General features: G+C 37.7%; 16 protein-coding genes and 1 tRNA gene. 13 read left to right on the top strand and 4 right to left on the bottom strand.

Annotation, left to right across the window (positions count from 1 at the left end):
• Positions 1-183: 183 nt before the first annotated feature.
• Positions 184-900 carry a hypothetical protein gene (locus tag EO111_RS05220; RefSeq protein ID WP_127010925.1) on the top strand — a complete coding sequence of 239 codons (717 nt, stop codon included), beginning with the start codon at positions 184-186 and terminating at the stop codon, positions 898-900.
• A 143-nt stretch (positions 901-1,043) separates the two neighbouring features.
• Positions 1,044-1,502 carry a hypothetical protein gene (locus tag EO111_RS05215; RefSeq protein ID WP_127010924.1) on the top strand — a complete coding sequence of 153 codons (459 nt, stop codon included), beginning with the start codon at positions 1,044-1,046 and terminating at the stop codon, positions 1,500-1,502.
• 157 nt (positions 1,503-1,659) lie between these two features.
• Here EO111_RS05215 and EO111_RS05210 read toward each other — a convergent pair whose 3' ends face one another.
• The 4 genes from EO111_RS05210 to EO111_RS05195 all read right to left on the bottom strand — a co-directional run bounded on the left by EO111_RS05210 (position 1,660) and on the right by EO111_RS05195 (position 5,501).
• The gene (locus tag EO111_RS05210) at positions 1,660-2,046 is read right to left on the bottom strand and encodes a hypothetical protein (protein ID WP_240642258.1); all 387 of its coding nucleotides are present in this window, start codon (positions 2,044-2,046) and stop codon (positions 1,660-1,662) included.
• Positions 2,047-2,212: 166 nt separating this feature from the next.
• A complete protein-coding gene (locus tag EO111_RS05205) occupies positions 2,213-2,971 on the bottom strand; it encodes a TIGR03943 family protein (RefSeq protein ID WP_164727608.1) in 759 nt (252 codons plus the stop codon).
• On the bottom strand, positions 2,968-4,455 hold the full coding sequence (locus EO111_RS05200; RefSeq protein WP_127010922.1) for a permease: 1,488 nt from the start codon (positions 4,453-4,455) through the stop codon (positions 2,968-2,970). The genes EO111_RS05205 and EO111_RS05200 overlap by 4 nt, the downstream gene beginning before the upstream one ends.
• 5 nt (positions 4,456-4,460) lie before the next feature.
• Positions 4,461-5,501, bottom strand: a complete 1,041-nt coding sequence (locus tag EO111_RS05195) for a GTP-binding protein (protein ID WP_127010921.1) — start codon at positions 5,499-5,501, stop codon at positions 4,461-4,463.
• A 275-nt stretch (positions 5,502-5,776) separates the two neighbouring features.
• On the opposite strand from EO111_RS05195, the gene EO111_RS05190 reads away from it, so the two are divergent.
• The 11 genes from EO111_RS05190 (at position 5,777) to secA (ending at position 18,135) form a co-directional block, all read left to right on the top strand.
• Positions 5,777-6,262 (top strand): ferritin, encoded by a 486-nt coding sequence (locus tag EO111_RS05190; RefSeq protein WP_009372173.1) that lies wholly within the window; start codon positions 5,777-5,779, stop codon positions 6,260-6,262.
• A 461-nt stretch (positions 6,263-6,723) separates the two neighbouring features.
• On the top strand, positions 6,724-7,200 hold the full coding sequence (locus tag EO111_RS05185; protein ID WP_127010920.1) for a CtsR family transcriptional regulator: 477 nt from the start codon (positions 6,724-6,726) through the stop codon (positions 7,198-7,200).
• Positions 7,201-7,203: 3 nt separating this feature from the next.
• On the top strand, positions 7,204-7,722 hold the full coding sequence (locus EO111_RS05180; RefSeq protein WP_009372205.1) for a UvrB/UvrC motif-containing protein: 519 nt from the start codon (positions 7,204-7,206) through the stop codon (positions 7,720-7,722).
• Between the two features lie 9 nt (positions 7,723-7,731).
• The gene (locus tag EO111_RS05175; protein WP_127010919.1) at positions 7,732-8,805 is read left to right on the top strand and encodes a protein arginine kinase; all 1,074 of its coding nucleotides are present in this window, start codon (positions 7,732-7,734) and stop codon (positions 8,803-8,805) included.
• Entirely contained in the window at positions 8,802-11,228 is a 2,427-nt protein-coding gene (locus EO111_RS05170; protein ID WP_127010918.1) for an ATP-dependent Clp protease ATP-binding subunit, read from the top strand. The genes EO111_RS05175 and EO111_RS05170 overlap by 4 nt, the downstream gene beginning before the upstream one ends.
• Before the next feature lie 143 nt (positions 11,229-11,371).
• Positions 11,372-12,196 carry a sirohydrochlorin cobaltochelatase gene (locus EO111_RS05165; RefSeq protein WP_009372214.1) on the top strand — a complete coding sequence of 275 codons (825 nt, stop codon included), beginning with the start codon at positions 11,372-11,374 and terminating at the stop codon, positions 12,194-12,196.
• A 161-nt stretch (positions 12,197-12,357) separates the two neighbouring features.
• On the top strand, positions 12,358-13,065 hold the full coding sequence (gene cobI, locus EO111_RS05160) for a precorrin-2 C(20)-methyltransferase (protein WP_126941334.1): 708 nt from the start codon (positions 12,358-12,360) through the stop codon (positions 13,063-13,065).
• A gap of 10 nt (positions 13,066-13,075) precedes the next feature.
• On the top strand, positions 13,076-14,455 hold the full coding sequence (locus tag EO111_RS05155; protein WP_009372152.1) for a cobyrinate a,c-diamide synthase: 1,380 nt from the start codon (positions 13,076-13,078) through the stop codon (positions 14,453-14,455).
• A gap of 112 nt (positions 14,456-14,567) precedes the next feature.
• A tRNA-Leu gene (locus tag EO111_RS05150) sits at positions 14,568-14,651 on the top strand.
• A 419-nt stretch (positions 14,652-15,070) separates the two neighbouring features.
• Complete coding sequence (locus EO111_RS05145) at positions 15,071-15,508, top strand: hypothetical protein (RefSeq protein WP_009372147.1); 438 nt, start codon at positions 15,071-15,073, stop codon at positions 15,506-15,508.
• A 188-nt stretch (positions 15,509-15,696) separates the two neighbouring features.
• Positions 15,697-18,135, top strand: a complete 2,439-nt coding sequence (gene secA, locus EO111_RS05140; RefSeq protein WP_062403348.1) for a preprotein translocase subunit SecA — start codon at positions 15,697-15,699, stop codon at positions 18,133-18,135.
• The last annotated feature ends 76 nt before the right edge of the window (positions 18,136-18,211 follow it).

The following is an 18,211-nucleotide window of genomic DNA, read 5'->3' as shown; positions in this document are numbered from 1 at the left end:
GTATATGTCCAACCTATTCTATGCATCATGTATTCAAATATTTTATGGCGTGGGAGTACAAGAGTTTATACAATGTATAGTTTTTAATAAAAATTGTTAGGGCCGTATTCAATTGACCACCTATAAATAGGTACGGTATAATAAAGATAATATATCATTTGTATTTCATAAGGGGGAAGTGCGATGCTAAAAAAATGTTTAGTCGGTTGCCTAGCGGTAAGTTCCTTGCTGTTCACGGGGGTACATGCATACGATTACAGCGAGTATGAGCAAAATTTAGTGAACAGAATGTCTGGAGAATGGAAGACTCTAGATGGTCAAGTTGTTTTCAACATCCAAAATGGATACATTAATGGGGCCCAAGTATTAGATGTTACGAAATTAGCAGGTTATAGCAAGTTTGGTAGTGGGGAGTTAATTATACATGAAGCGGCAGGAAATCGTGCATTACCTGTGGGATTTACTATTTTAGGGAATAGTATGGATCGAATTGTGTATAATGGTCAGGCTCTGTTTAAACAAATACCAGGACCATACTCTGAAAGTGTTAAAGGAATACATATCGGCTCTACAAAGGATGAAGTATTACAAACATTTGGTAATCCAACAAAAATGAGTACCTATGAAACCCATTATAATGATATTTGGCAATACTCGAATTATAAAATGTGGATTAGACTTGGTGGAGGTACTGTTACATCTGTGACTATGTTTAAGGGGAGTCCGCTCCAATTTGATACATCTGGATTGAGTTATGATGACGGTAAAGCTGAATTTATGAGAGTGTATAATATTCCGAATCGTGGAGAGGTGGCTAAGAAGGTACTACCAACTGGTGAATATATTGCATATAATATTCAAGCAGGTCTTGTGGAAATTACCTTAGATCCTATGCCTTGATAGGGTCAAAGAATAAAATTGGAAGTTAAAACAAGCTTGACATATTGTTCTATTATATGTGCATAGGATAAAATGAATATATATTTACTAGGCATTATAGGGTTAGCGCAATTATCCTAGGTGTAGAAAAGAGAAGGTATTTTATGAAATCGTTATGTAAACTATTACTTTTCACCATGGTGGTATGGTTAGGTGCACTATCACTAACTCCAGTAGAAGCTAGTGTGGCTTATGACCCTGAGTATGTACGCATTTATCGTCAAGGAACATCGGTTTTCTACTTGAATAAACGATCCATAGCTATTGAAAACTATAACCCACCATACTATCGTTTATCTGTTACAACTCGTACTGAATATGATCCTAGCTTGAGACTACCAGAGAGCACACAAGATGGTTCTCGATTAGTGTTTGACTATGATTATGATAATAAAACGATTAGCTTAGTAGGGGGTAGAAGAGGAAATCGGACTATAGATGTATCAAATGATGAAGATTGGCAGTACCCAGCAGAAGCGAAACCCGTAGCTCTTGCAGCATTCTGTGTAGTTTATGGTATTCCATTTTATAAATACAAGTCATATAACTTATTGTATGTATAGATAATAAGCTACAAAAAACTAAAATATGACAATATTTAATAAAATAGAGGAATGTTGATCAACATGTGTCAACATTCCTCTGTTTTTATACTTGTAATAAAGAAAATAAGTCTTCTTTTTGCAATACTTAAAATGTGTAGAATTAATAGATGTAGTATTAATAGATGTAGTATCCATCAATATAATATGGCCAACCAATGTTGTTGATTGTGTATAGGAAAATTTTGTTACCAGGGCTTACTACGGAACTATTTCCTCTCATTGTATTAGTGTAATAGCGCCACATATCTGTTTTAAACTTGACAAAGTTCCAGGTTAATACTTCTTTTACTCGTCCATTTTGTACTCGTTTTACAGATACAGACATCCAAGGACCAGTTTTAGATTTACCATACGAAATGGTATCATCCATAATATAGGTATCCATGTTTTCGTACCGGTCGTAGCTTACCCAAACATCAGTTGCATTTACTGGTGTTTGAATACAGAAAAATAAAAATAGAGCAAAGCTGGAAGAGAGTAAGGCCTTAGTCATTCGTTTCATAAAGTACTCCTTTTGAGTTAGTATAGGCAAGATTTATAAGATTATATATATTATTTATTTTAACATAAATAGTAATAAACACGAATAGACTATAATAAAAACCACGTACATCAGTGATACTACTGATATGCGTGGTTTTCTTATAGCTAAAGATATGTGTTTACTATTAGTTAGGGAAAATATATCCATCGATAGCATCGGCTTGTGTAATTTTGCTGTTTACGATGTAAGGCTGTTCTACACCGTGGAAGTTACGAGTGCCGATAGTTCCTTCCATTGTATACCAAGTATGCTCTAATAATGGCGTAGTAGAGGAGTACTCAGTAGGTAATCCGAATGGTGACATATCTGCTACACAACAAATCATTAGATCACGAGCTAATACAAAATCGTTACCTTGTAATGCTTTGTCATGATAAGAAATATAGCCTGTAGCAGATACGGTATATCCTTTATACTTTTCAATGTGATTAGATACTTTTAAAATAGTATCGTAATAATTTCTAGATGTTAATGTAATGTGTCGATGCGTATCATCGATACCATCACCAATGTTTTTATAATCGTTTGTTGGAACTGGTTCTTTGGTAATGGAAATAACTTGGTCTACCGGTTCTTCAGCTGGTAATGCAAAGGCTTGGGCATGGAAGATGGATGGACTTAATAGTAATGTACATAATCCGTATAGGATAGCATTTCGATAAGAAGAGCCATAGGATTTACGGAATATGTTTTTGCTCGCTTTAATCGTGCTCCATAATAGTAATAATGTCAAGGCCCATAGTAAAGCGATGATATAGGAATTAGGGGCAATTAAGCGATAGATGGAGCCTGTTGTTAATAAATATAACAAGGACAGGCTGCAGCTAGCAGAGGCTACGATTTCTACCGCTGCGTGGATGTTAATTGTAGGAATGTGTTTCATAGTGCATAACCTCCTATGATCGAAAATAGTATACATATAATCGTTGTTCCCAGAATAATGGAAATACTATATACTTTCACAAAGGAATTAGGGAACAGATTTCGTAATAAGACGTAGTTTTTAATGTCTAATAAAGGTCCAAACAGTAAGAATGCCAAGATTCCTGGTAAAGGAATGACGTTCATAAAGGACCGGGCGATAATGGCATCTGCAGTAGAGCAGATGGATACACAAAAGGCGAGTGCCATCATGCCGAAGATGACTAAAATGGAGCCAGATAAGGATATATCTTGCAACCATTGTTTAGGTAAAAATAATTGTAACCCACTACTTAGTATAGACCCAATTATGATAAAGGGCAATAGGCGTAAGGTTTCTTCTTGTAATCTTCCGAAAAATCCTATATCTTTTGACAGTGATTTTACTAGAGTTAATTGTTTCCATGGAGGGAATGCATCGGTACGACCGTAGATACGAGAGCCACAATATTGGCTTACAATAAAAGCTAGCAAAATTCCTAGTAAAGGTCGTCCCCAGAGTATCATAGGTTCTTTTGGGAACGCATAATACGTGGAGAGTAGTACAATGGGATTTAGCAAAGGACTAATCATCGTAAAGAATAGACTAACTTTCGGTTCCATACCTTGCCGTGTTAGACTGCGTAAGATAGGGATTACCGCGCAATCACAGAGTGGCATAGTACAAGCCATGATAATAGCTAGTATATAGGCAAATATAGGAGACCGATGTAAATATTTTTCGATGCGATAGGGAGAGGCATATTGTTCTACGATGACGGAAATACCAGTCCCTAAGAGCAAGAATGGTATCATCTGTAATAAGATGGCCGTGGTCATGGTTACCCAATTAGGCTGTGCATAAAACATATATCCCAAGGCTAATAGGATAGGAATGATTGCATATTGTTTCCATCCAGGTTTAGACATTTGTATAGGTTTTGTGATAGGCCATTGCTTCACATCTTGGCAGGCAATCCAAGTGCTATTAGGAGCTAAATCAGTATACTCTTTAGCCTTTTCTTGCGTAGTGTTGTCCAGTATGACCGTATCGCTATAGCGAATTTGTGAAAGGGGAATTTCCCCTAAATACGGTAATTGTGACTCCACCCATTCTGGATGGGTCACATAATAGATATGTTTAATAGTTAGCATATCTCCTAAGGGAGAGCGGAGAAAAAGTGTTTCAAACTGTTCTAGGGACCCCATTCCATTCCATTCGATCCAAAGTTCACGATACTGATGGTCTTGTAATACTTGTTGACAAGTGGAGATAGTGTTCTTGGGATCATCGTCGATGGAGAAAGTATGCACTCTTTCGTTGGAAAGAGCAGGACTTTGTAAGCCCTGCTCAAATTGAAAGAGAAGAACATTTGAAATTTTATGACTTTCGATACCAGCTGTGATGGCACTTGTCTTTCCTGAACCGAGAAAGCCCATCACTACATAGGTGGGAATAGTTTGCATAAGTTCTATATTGTTCCGTTAATAAAAGACTGTAACGCATCATTGTTCAAAGATGGACCAATGATGGTTAAATATGAATCATGTAACGTGGTAGGAGTAATCTCTAAACCAGTTCCATTGTATTGTACCAAAGCTTGTCCACCTGTAGAAAGAGGAATGCAACCTTTTATGCGTAATATATGGCCGGTTGTATTCGTTTCGATGAGAGCTTTCAAATGGTGTTGCCACTCATCGATGGTGCGAGGTAAGGTACACTCTACAGTACATGTTAAGAAAGTATCTTTGGCTTGTGCATGATGAGCGATGTGGTCATGATGGGGAATCTCAGGGTGATTCCGGGCTGTATGATGACCCTTATGGTTTTCAATATTTTTGTTAGGAGATAAAGCCGACACGGCTTGTTCTCGTGGATACATTGAAATATATTTTGAAAGGGTAATCTCATTCCAAGGCAATATGTATATAGGAGCTGCCGGGTTTAAAAGACGAATAATTTCTAAGGTGTTTTGTAGCAAATCTTCATCTTCTTGGTGGCTAATAAAGACTTGGCTAGAGTAAGCAATTTGATCTTTAAAGAAGACACCAAAGTTTTTATAATACATAGGCGCCCGCATAGCGTCCACAATGGACACACAACCGGTGAGCTCAATGCGTTTTGCAATAGATGAATCTTTGCAAATAGCTAGAATATCAGATAGTTGACTGACTCCTGATGGTTCAATAATAATATAATCCACATCTTGGGTGTCTAAAATATCTACTAAAGCTCTACGAAAATCGCCGGCTAAGCTACAACAAATGCATCCAGATGTGAGCTCGCGAACAGTATAGCCTTTTTCCCGGAGGATAGCTCCATCTAAATTGACTTGACCAAAATCGTTTTCTAAGATTAAAACTCTTGTTGGATCTGGTAATTCTTGTATGAGTTGCTGAATAAAGGTTGTTTTCCCAGCACCTAAAAAACCAGAGACGATATAGACTTTTACTTTATGAGAGCTTAAGTTTTGTTTAGCTCTAGTAAAAGCACGACTGATTAGCTTAATCATACATTTCACCTCCAATGTGTATAATGCTATATATAATAAAATGAAAGTTCTTGCATGAATAGTATACTCTCTTTTAGTCAGCTATGCATGAATGATTGAGCATTTCAGTCTGTGTAACTCACAACTATTATCAAAATACAGGATAAATGATAAAAAATCGAAAAAAATAGGAAAAGGAGATTGATTTATTTCGATTTATCTGTTATAATGAAAACACGATGTGGGAACACATCAGTGTATTGTCAATTTATAAATAGTATATGAGGTATAAAAATATGAATCAAAAAGTAGCACAAGCTCTTAACGAACAAGTAATTTTCGAATTTAATGCAGCATCCACATATTTAGCTCTTTCCTTAGCTATGGCTGATGCTAACTTCAAAGGTTTCTCCGCATGGTTACGTGCACAATACCAAGAAGAAGTAACTCACGCTTTCAAATTCATTGATTACTTACAAAGCAACAACGAAAAAGTAACACTAGGTGATGTAAAAAACACAGCATCTACATTGACTAATCCTTTAGAAGTAGCAAAAGCTGTATTAGCTCATGAACAAATGATTACTGGCAAAATCCACAACTTGTATGCATTAGCATTAGAAGAAAAAGATTATGCTACAGTATCTTTCTTGAACTGGTTCGTAGAAGAACAAGTAGAAGAAGAAGCGAATGCAACTGACCTAGTAGATCAATTCACATTTGCACAAGATAGCCGTTCTGCACAATTATTCTTGGACTCCAAATTAGGCAGCCGTCAATAATTGCTACACTCGCTCTTACAGTGAAGTGAGAACTTCATATCAAACCTATTACACATAAAAAAACACACACAAACATAACAAACACACATAATACAAAACCTAACACACAACACATATAACACATATAACTAAACAAAATAATGATATTTGTAAGAGTGATGTTGTTTGCTAGAATATACAATAGGTAGCCTTTCTAATAGAGGGGCTACTTATTTTTATTGTGCCATCGATGTGGGGCGTTACTCGTATACGAATAGGAGCCTACAATTTTTTTAAATAAAAAAGTCAAAAAGTCAAAAAAGTATTTGACAAAGGTCAAAAAGTCAGATATACTTTAACCATAGAAAAGAACAAAAAGTCAAAAAGTGGTTGTCTCATTCATCATAAGAAGGAACTTAATTCTTTAAAAAAGTCTAGTTGTGATGATGGTACATCATGAATTAAAGAAATGAGGATATACTATGAGTATTTTAGCAGATAAAATTGAACAATTTATATTGACGAAATTGTTAGAGGAGCAGGAAGGTATTACGCTTAGGAGAAACGAACTAGCGGAGGCTTTGGATTGTGCACCATCACAAATTAGTTATGTGTTGAGTACACGTTTTTCTAATGATCGAGGGTTCCTTGTTCAGTCTAGACGTGGACTAGGTGGATCTATCACAATTACTAGAGTTATGGAACCAGTGAGAAAACAAGTCTTGATTCCTTTAGAACAATCTCCACAACGTAATGAAGATGAACCTGCAATTACAATTGGTCACATTGACCAAGTATTATTTCAACATATGAAAGAAGCGCGTATTACAAAACGTGAAGCAGCGATGTTGCATGAAGCATTTGTTAGAATTTTACAAGATGTACCAGTGGAACGTAGAAAAGAAGCAGCGGAGCGTTTTTATCAAGCCATTATGAACATCATAAATGAGGAGGTGTAGACTATGAAATGTGATTCTTGTGGTAAAGAAAATGCAAACATTCATATGACATCTATTGTGAATGGAGCAAAAGAGGAGCATCATTATTGCCAACAATGTGCGAATCAAAAAGAGCAGGGAGGTGGAACCATGTTTTCCTCTATGTTTGATGATAGCTTTTTTAATAATCAATTTTTTGCCAATGTTATGTATCCTCAAAGTGCATTGGGGAATAGCAAACAGATTACTTGCCCACAATGTGGCATGACTATATCGGCGTTTAATCATCAAGGTCGATTAGGTTGTGATAGATGCTACGAAGCGTTTCGAGCACACTTAGTTCCCTTAATTAAGCGTATTCAAGGATCTATTTCTTATGAAGGTCGCATTCCTCAACGAGGAGCGGCAGATTTGAAAGTAGAGCAAACTATTAAGCAATTACGAAATGAGCTAATTCAGGCGGTAAAGGAAGAGCAATTTGAAAGAGCTGCACAAATTCGTGATGAAATTAAGTCGTTAGAACAGTCTAAAGAATCAAATTAAGGAGGGTCTATGTTACACACTATTTTAGATGAGGCGTTGTCGCCTTGGATGAAAGAAACCGGCTTAGATCATCGCATTGTTTTATCTAGTCGCATTCGACTAGCAAGAAACTTTAAAGGAGTATCCTTTACAAATCGGGGAGATCTCAATGATTTAACTAAGGTTGATGGGTATATGCGGTCTATGATTAACCCTTTACAAATGGCCTATGGTAAAAGTTTTTCAAAAATTAACTTGGCATCATTAAGCCCTATGGAACGAGATGTGCTAGTAGAAAAGCACTTAATTTCTCCTAATTTGGCGACCCAGAGTCAAGAACGAAGTGTCATCATTTCTGAAGATTCTCGTATTGCCATTATGGTGAATGAAGAAGATCATTTGCGGATTCAGTCCATGGAATTAGGATTACAATTAGAAAAAGCCTATGAACGAGCGGTAGCTATTGATGATGTGATAGAAAGTAAATACGATTATGCGTTTTCAAAAGACTTTGGATACTTAACTGCCTGTCCTACCAATGTAGGAACGGGGATGAGAGCATCTGTGATGGTTCATGTTCCAGCGTTATCAATGACGGGCAAATTACAGCGTATTATTCGTAGTATTATCCGCATGGGCTATTCTGTACGAGGTCTCTATGGTGAAGGATCTGAGGGATTAGGCCATGTATATCAAATCTCTAATCAGCAAACGATGGGAATCAGTGAACAGGCAACGATTGACCAACTTTCACAGATTGTACAAGGTGTTGTGAAAGAGGAAGAAAAAGCACGGTCTGAATTATGGACTACAGATAAAGAAGGCATAGAAGATAAGGTGTGGAGGTCCTATGGAATTTTGACCCATGCACGCCGTATTTCAGGAGAAGAAGCTTTGGCCTTATTGAGTGATGTGCAGTTAGGTATAGATATGAAATTAATAGATGTGACCATGAACTTTCATGAAATGCTAGTCATTACAAGACCAAATTTCCTGGCCAAATTAGTGGGGAAAGAGTCGATGGGCTCGCAGGAGCGTGATAGTCAAAGGGCACAAGTAATACAAGATACCTTATTACGAGGTTCAAAAGGAGGAAGAAAATGATAGAAAGATATACAGAAGGGGCAAAACGTGCGTTAGCAATTGCCCAAGAAAAAGCAGTTGAATATAAACATAATTATGTAGGAACAGAGCATTTGTTGTTAGGCCTTGTGGAAGAAGAAAAATCAGTGTCTGCACGTGCGTTGCTAGCCTTAGGAGTAGAAGGAAAGGCATTGGAACAAGAAGTGATTCGTGCAGTTGGTAAAGGTACGCATAGTGGAGGTCAATTACAAATGACACCGCGTACGAAACATGTATTGGATTTAGCGCAACAAGCCGCCAATGGTCGTGGACATAACTACATCGGTACAGAGCACATTTTATTAGGTCTATTGTACGATGGTGGTGGGGTAGCCATGCAATTATTGGCAGCAAAAGGAATTCGTCCAGAAGATATAGTAGAAAAAGTAAATGCTATTGTAGGGGGAGAAGAACCAAGTTCTAATCCAACACAAGGTACAGCTAGTGATTTAGGTGAAATTTCTGACTATGCTATAGATCTTAATGAAAGTGCAAAACAAGGTAAAATTGATCCTGTCATTGGTCGTGATACAGAAATTCAACGGGTGATTCAGATTTTAAGCCGCCGCACGAAAAATAATCCAGTTCTTATCGGAGAACCTGGGGTAGGTAAAACAGCCATTGCAGAGGGGTTAGCACAACGCATTGTCAGTGGTGATGTGCCGGATGTATTACGAGATAAGCGCATTATTTCTGTGAGCTTGAGTTCCATGTTAGCAGGAGCTAAATATCGCGGAGAATTTGAAGAACGTTTGAAAAAAGTGATGGATGAAGTGCAGGATCATGTTGACATGATTGTATTTATTGATGAAATTCACACTTTGATTGGAGCAGGTGCTACAGAAGGAGCTATGGATGCAGCGAATATCTTGAAGCCAGCCTTAGCACGTGGTAATTTCCAAGTGATTGGAGCTACTACATTAGACGAATATAAAAAGCATATTGAAAAAGATGCTGCTTTAGAACGTCGTTTCCAACCAGTACAAGTGGGGGAACCAAGTGAAGAAGATGCGTTATCTATTTTGAAGGGCTTACGTGATCGCTACGAAGCATTCCATAAGGTACAAATTACAGATGAAGCCTTGGCAGCAGCTGTACATTTATCAAGTCGTTATATTGCAGATCGATTCTTGCCAGATAAAGCAATCGATGTTATGGATGAAGCGGCATCGAAAGTGCGTATGGCTGTGTTTACGGCAACTCCAGATGTGAAAGCATTAGAAGATGAGTTAGTGCAAGTACAAAAAGAAAAAGAGGCAGCTGTGACAGCCCAAGACTTTGAACGAGCAGCTACACTTCGTGATAAAGAAAAAGAATTAGAATCTGACATTGCATCAAAACAAGAAGATAGCAAAAAAGACAGCGAATCTAAGCTAGTAGTGACAGAGTCTGAAATAGCCGCTGTTGTTTCTGAATGGAGTGGTATCCCTGTATCAAGAGTGGCAGAAGAAGAATCGGAACGCTTATTGCGCTTGGAAGAAGAATTACATCAACGTGTCATCGGTCAAGATGAAGCTGTAGTAGCTGTATCAAAAGCTGTCCGCCGTGCTAGAGCGGGATTAAAAGATCCAAAACGTCCAATTGGTTCTTTCCTATTCTTAGGTCCTACTGGGGTTGGTAAAACAGAATTAGCTAGATCCTTAGCATCCAATTTATTTGGCGATGAAAATGCTATGATTCGTATCGACATGTCAGAGTATATGGAAAAACATGCGGTGAGCCGTTTAGTGGGAGCGCCTCCAGGCTATGTAGGATATGATGAAGGAGGTCAATTAACTGAGGCTGTTCGTCGTCGCCCATATAGTGTGGTTCTCTTTGATGAAGTGGAAAAAGCGCATCCAGACTTCTTTAATATCTTATTACAAGTCTTGGATGATGGACGATTAACGGATAACCAAGGTCGCACAGTCGATTTCAGAAATACCGTGATCATTATGACAAGTAACTTAGGAGCGCAATATCTCAAAGAAGATGCGGCAGCTATGGGATTCTTAGCAGCTAAAGGAGAAGAAGAAAGTGGAAAAGATAAAGAGTCTATGAAAAAGGATGTACTCCAAGCTGTAAAATCTCATTTCCGTCCAGAGTTTTTAAATCGTATTGATGAAATGATTGTTTTCCATGCTCTAGAAACAGAACAATTGCAAAGTATTGTACGTATTTTATTGCAATCTGTGACAACACGATTACATGAACAAGGTATGGAACTAGAAGTATCTGATGAAGCTATGAATAAAATCGTGGCAGAAGGAACTGACTTTGCTATGGGGGCAAGACCTTTGAAACGAGCTATCCAACGGTTAGTAGAAGATCCAATTTCTGATGCTATCTTAGAAGGTAAAGCAGGAGAAGGTAAAACAATTCATGTAGTAGTAGAAAATGATGATATTGCGATTACTGTAAAGTAAAATAAGAAACGAGCTATACTTAGTTGTTATGAAGGCAACTGGGTATAGCTCTTTTATAATGACTTATATTTATTTTACAGAACTCTGTTTTTCTTATACACTATAGGATAGGTATGTTCTTAATTTAAGTATGAGGTATAGATATGAAAGAGATTATATTAGTTACATCTTTTGGCTCTACTGTAGACAGCGCAAGAGAAAATCAAATTTTCCCAGTCGTAGATGCCATTCGTAAAGCAAATCCGAGTCATGAAGTACGGTTAGCCTTTACATCACGTATTGTTATTAAGCGTTTGAAAGATAGAAATATTATATTCCAAAATGAAATTGAGGCTATGGAAGCGATTGTAGAAGAAGGCTATGAGCGCATTATTGTGCAGCCTACACATTTAGTAGGTGGTGCAGAGTTCGATAAGCTTCGTAAAAATATTATGGCTTTCAAAGGACAAGGCTCTGTACAAGAAATCGTATTTGGCAGACCTCTTTTGTATTTCATGGGACAAGAGGAGGAAGTACCAGACGATTACCAAATCTTGATTGATCGCTTTATTAAGGCCTTACAGGTTCCTGTAACAGAAGATTTACTCTTAGTAGGTCATGGTGGATTTAATGTAGGGAATGCATCATACGCAGCGCTACAATTGAAATTACAATATGAAGGTTTACGTAATACATCCATTGCTACATTGGAAAATTTCCCAACACCTGAAGATATTTTAGAACGATGGGAACGTGAAGGTCACGAACCCAAGAAAGTACATTTACATCCCTTATTATTAGTCTGTGGTGACCATGCATTGAATGATTTATTCGGAGAGGAAGAAGATAGTTTACTTTCTGAATTAACAAAAGCAGGCTATGAAGTGGTACAATACGAAAAAGGTCTTGGTGAATATGCCGAAATTCAAGACATCTATGTAGAACACTTAGCAGATGCTATGCGAGGTTTATACCAAAGACGATTATAAAATTATAAATCATGCATGTCGGTGGTTGTGCGACTTAATAAGAGAAATACTTGGTGGTGTCGTGTACATTCATAGCAAGTCATGATATACTAATTAATTATAGTAGTTTGGAGTTAGTGATTCTTACTAGTTCAATGTTGATATATAAAAGAGGTGTCCTGATGAAAGGTAAATTATATGGTATTGGTGTAGGTCCTGGGGACTCTGAGTTGATGACTGTAAAAGCTGCTCGCATTGTTGGAGAAGCAGATGTCATTATTACACCGAAAACAGAAAAAAAAGATGGCTCTGTAGCCTTACATATTGCAGAACCATATATTCAAGAACATACAGAAATCGTACCTGTTGTATTCCCAATGGTATTGGATGATAATGAACAATCTAAAGGTTGGGAAGAAGCACGTAGAATCATTACTGGATTACTAGAAGAAGGTAAAAAAGTTGTATTCTTAACATTGGGAGATCCAATGTTCTACAGTACATATATGTATGTATATCGTTTAGTAGAATCTGCTGGTTTTGATATTGAAACTATTCCAGGTGTTACTGCATTTTGTGCAATCGGATCCCACTTGGGGTACCCAATTGTAGAAAAAGAAGAAGTATTAGCGATTATTCCAGCTACAGCACCAAAAGAAAAAATTGATGCTGTACTTGCCGTAGCTGATGATGCAGTCATTATGAAAGTGTATCGAAACTTCTCTGAAGTGCAAGAAACACTTCGCAAACATGATATGGCAGAAGAGGCTGTGATGATTTCTCGCGTGGGACTACCAGAGGAAGAAGTGTATCGTAATGTAGATGCTTTGCCATCTGATACAAAATTAAACTATTTATCTACAATTTTGGCGAAACGTAAAGATCGCTAAGAGGTATTTTATGAACACTGTACAACGACCAAGAATTGTTATAGCAGGCACCAACTCTGGTGTTGGAAAAACAACCATTGTAGCAGGGCTATTGGCGGCTTTGACAGAACAGGGCAAAGCGGTACAGGCATTTAAAGTAGGCCCAGATTATATTGATCCGGGTTTTCATAAAATTGCTAGTCAACGAGAATGCTATAATTTAGATACTTGGCTTGTGCCACCACATAAGTTGATTCCCTTTTTTGTGGGGCAAGCGGAGACTGCTGATATTTCTATTATAGAAGGTGTGATGGGTCTTTATGATGGGGGACGTGAAGGCGTTAGTTCCACTGCGCAAGTTGCCAAGGATTTAAAAGCTCCGGTGGTGTTAGTTATCGATTGTAAGGCTATGGGAGAAAGTGCGGCAGCCATTGCTAAAGGCTTTCGTGATTATGACCCAGAGGTACAATTTGGTGGGGTTATCTTAAACCGATTAGGATCGGATAATCATGAACATATGATACGGACGGCGATGAAGAAATTAGGGGTTCCTGTACTAGGTGCCATTCGTCGTGATGAGCGCATGCAATCACCAGAACGTCATTTAGGATTGACACCAGTGACAGAAGTTGATCCTACAGAGGCTATTGCTACCATTCGTGAAGCTGTGAAAGTCATGGTGAATTTAGAAGCCTTAGTAGAGTTAGCTCAAAGTGCGGCGGACTTGTCTGTGGAAACTGAGGAGGTAGTAGAGGCTATAGAAAAACGCGCGCGCATTGGCATCGCCTTGGATGAAGCATTCTCCTTCTACTATCCAGCTAGCCTAGCAGCGTTAGAAGCAGAAGGGGCGGAGTTGCATTATTTTAGTCCTTTACAAGATGAATCCTTGCCAGATGTAGATGGGATCTTTTTTGGTGGTGGTTTTCCAGAGATGTTTTTATCTCAATTAGGGAATAATGAATCTATGAAAGATAGTATACGTAAGGCCAGTGAAAAAGGTATGCCAATCTATGCGGAATGCGGAGGTCTCATGTATATGACAGAAGCAGTGACTGATTTCGAAGGAAATACGTATCCTATGGTGGGGATTGTACCAGCTACCTGTGAAATGCAGCAAAGCTTACAACGTGTAGGTTATGTAAGTGCTACTATGTTGGAGCCAAGTATTTTAGGGTCTGTGAAAGATACTTTACAGGGACATGAGTTTCATTTTTCTACTATGACACCTACACAAAGTCCATTTCCTTGGGCCTTTGAGTTAGTAGGAGGGCGTAAGCCTAAGGCCTATCAAGGGGGATACTCCTATAAAAATATTTTAGCCTCTTATTTGCATATAAATTTTTCAGGTAGTGAGGCAGCGGCTAGAGCTTTTGTAGATTCTTGTGAGACTTATGGACAAGGTAAATCTTGAGGGATACTATAAGAAATATAAATGCAAGAATAATTTGCGTTTTAAGTATAATAGAGGGGTAGAAAAAGATTGACAATTTTTCTGCTCCTGTGTATACTAATATCATTGACGAGCCGGAGTGGCGGAATGGCAGACGCACTTGACTCAAAATCAAGCGGGTAACACCGTGTGGGTTCAAGTCCCACCTCCGGCACCAAGGATTAGCAGATACTGTGTAAACAGTATCTGCTTTTTTATTTTTGATATATATTACTAGAAAGTTGGAGATATTTCTAGCTGTATATTGGACAGTAGTTTTTAATGTAAATATATAGCGTCAGTACATAATGTTACTATATATGATTAAAAGTGCTGATATATAAAGCATTATGAGTATTTTATATGACTTTTATAGTGGGAAATAATTGACGAATAGTGAAAAAATATATATTATAAATACAAATCAGGATGATAATCAATAGCAAAATATCAACTTTTGTTATACTTTGTAAAGAACGCCCATATTTTTGCGAAATGAAATAGTAAGAGAAAGGAGGAGCCCTAGGCCGGGCGAATATGAAAGATGGTCTATAAGAACGTATAGAATTAATAGAAACACCAGTAAGGGGGATACCTATGAATGAATACGATTATACATTAGACAAAACAGGTTTTTATAAGATCCTTTTTAGTACGTCGTTGACAGTAGCCAAAGAACAACTGCAAACGGCTTTAACACCGAAAAAGTTAGCAGGTGCGGTGGAGTATATGTGCATGCTTTGTACCTGTATGAATATGGCCATCAATCAAAATCAATTGGAGAGTGCTAAGTTTAATGATGGAATTGTAGAAGAGTATGTCAGTTTGGTGGATGTAATTATTCGCAATGAAGGAAGTATTAATTATGTGCAGGCTGTAAAGATCGATGAGTTATATATGAAGTCTGCTGATTTAGTTCGTTCTTTATTAGAAGGAGTAGCCTTGACAGAACAACTACGGGAGCTACAACGATCCTATCGGTATTGGAATATGAAACAAAGGATGCAAAGTACGTATAAAACTTTGCTGCATTAGTCATAATAAGTATAGAATGCTAGGAAGTCTTCGTTGCAGGAGACTTCCTAGTATTTGTTTTGTGAGTGTTCCATGAAGATGTTTTAAAAAGCGCAGTTCTTTTTGACTATTAAGTGCTAGTAGGCTATAATAATCTAGATACATAGTATTTAATTGAAATACTTTCCATATTTAAGGAGTTGAGATATTTGTTAGGTTTTATACAAAAGCTATTGGGCAATAAAAATGCAAAAGAAATTAAACGGATTCGGTCCATTGTTGAAGAAATTAATGGACTGGAACCGTCTTTGTTATCCTTGAGCGATACTTCTTTGCGAGCTAAAACAGAAGAATTCAAAGAAAGATTGGCTAAAGGTGAAACATTAGATGATATTTTGCCAGAAGCATTTGCTGTAGTTCGTGAAGCATCTAAACGGGTATTGGGCATGCGTCATTTCGATGTGCAAATGATTGGTGGTATTGTATTACATCGTGGTAATATTGCAGAAATGCGTACAGGTGAAGGTAAAACTTTGGTAGCTACCTTACCAGTATATTTAAACGCTCTATCTGGTAAAGGTGTTCACGTGGTAACCGTTAATGATTATTTGGCTAAGCGTGACAGCGAGTGGATGGGACGTTTATATAACTTCCTAGGTTTATCTACTGGCTTAATCGTAGCTGGTTTAGATTACGATCAACGGAAACAATCCTATGGAGCAGATATAACGTATGGTACAAACAATGAGTTTGGCTTTGACTATTTACGTGACAACATGGTTATCCATGCAGATCAAATGGTACAACGCCCATTGAACTATGCTATTGTCGATGAAGTGGATTCTATCTTAATTGATGAAGCTCGTACGCCACTCATTATTTCTGGTCCAGGGGAACGCTCTACAGAACGCTATTATGAATTAGCTAAAATAGTGCCACACTTGGTGAAAGATGAAGATTACACTATTGATGAAAAACAAAAAACGATTGCCCCTACAGATGAAGGGATTGCAAAAGTTGAAAAAATGTTACACATCGAAAACTTATATGATTCCTCTAACTTAGAATTGAATCACTTGCTAAGTGCTTCTCTTCGTGCCTATGCTATGATGGAGCGAGATAAAGATTATGTCGTGAAAGATGGCGAGGTTGTTATTGTTGATGAATTTACTGGTCGTTTGATGTTCGGTCGTCGCTATTCCGATGGCTTACACCAAGCCATTGAGGCAAAAGAAGGCTTACGTGTAGAACGTGAAAGTCAAACCTTAGCCTCTATTACTTTCCAGAACTATTTCCGTATGTATGAAAAATTGTCTGGTATGACTGGTACAGCGAAAACAGAAGAACAAGAATTTAATAACATTTACGGTTTGGAAGTTTACGAAATTCCGCCGAATAAAGTGTTGGCGCGTATTGATATGCCTGATTTAATCTTTAAAACAAAAGAGGCTAAATATCGTGCTGTAGTTCGTGATGTAGTGGAACGTCATAAAACAGGTCAACCAATCTTGGTGGGTACTACTTCCATTACGCAATCTGAAATGCTTAGTGATATGTTGACGAAAGCTGGCGTACCACATAATGTATTGAATGCGAAACATCATGAAAAAGAAGCGGAAATTGTTGCTAATGCAGGTCAGTATGGTATGGTAACAATTGCTACCAATATGGCGGGTCGTGGTACAGATATTTCCTTAGGAGAAGGAGTAGCTGAACTAGGTGGCTTACATATTTTGGGCACTGAGCGACATGAAAGTCGTCGTATCGACAATCAGTTGCGCGGTCGTTCTGGTCGTCAAGGGGACAATGGTTCCTCTCAATTCTTCTTATCTTTGGAAGATGATTTAATGCGTATTTTTGGCGCAGATAATATTGCTGGTATGATGGATAAATTAGGTATGGAAGAAGATGAGCCAATTGAGCATTCTTTGATTACTAAATCCATCGAACGAGCACAGAAAAAAGTAGAAAATCATAACTTTAATATTCGTAAGTATATCTTGGAATATGATGATGTTATGAATCAACAACGGGAAGTATTATACGGACAACGTCGTTTGATCTTAAATAACCAATCCTTGCGTGAAACGATTTTACATATGGTAGATAATTTAATTATCAACGCTATGAATCAATATGCAGATGAAAAATTATATCCAGAAGAATGGAACTATGAAGGTTTATTAAAGCATTTAGAGATCTATTTCTTAGAACCAGGTATGTTGACAGTGGAACAAATGGAAGAGTATGGTCGTGCAGAATTACAGGACCACTTAATTGACATTGCCCACAAAGAATATGAAAAACGTGAATCCTTATTTGGAGAAGCAAATATGCGTGAGCTTGAGAAAGCAATCATGCTAAAAGTTGTGGATAGCAAATGGATGGAACATTTGGATGCTATGGATATGTTAAAAGAAGGGATTGGCCTACGCGCTTATGGACAAAAAAATCCATTAGTAGAATATAAATTTGAGGCTTATGACATGTTCGAAAATATGAAACAAGCTATTACGGATGAAACAATTATGTATTTATACCGTATCCAAATTAATGTGGATACAATAGCAGAAGAAGAACCGGTTGATCATCTAGCTGATGCTAAGACCCACCATGAAGACGTGTTGGAACCACAAAACGTAGACTAGACTTTCATGGCCACGCAGCGAGGTGACACATCTCCTGTGCGGCCATTTGTTTTATAGAATGAAAGAAAGAGGTGAA

It is taken from the genome of Veillonella sp. CHU594 (assembly GCF_003992265.1).
Taxonomy (GTDB): domain Bacteria; phylum Bacillota; class Negativicutes; order Veillonellales; family Veillonellaceae; genus F0422.
Note: the sequence above shows the minus strand (reverse complement) of the source record. Positions and strands in the feature narration are given on the sequence as shown.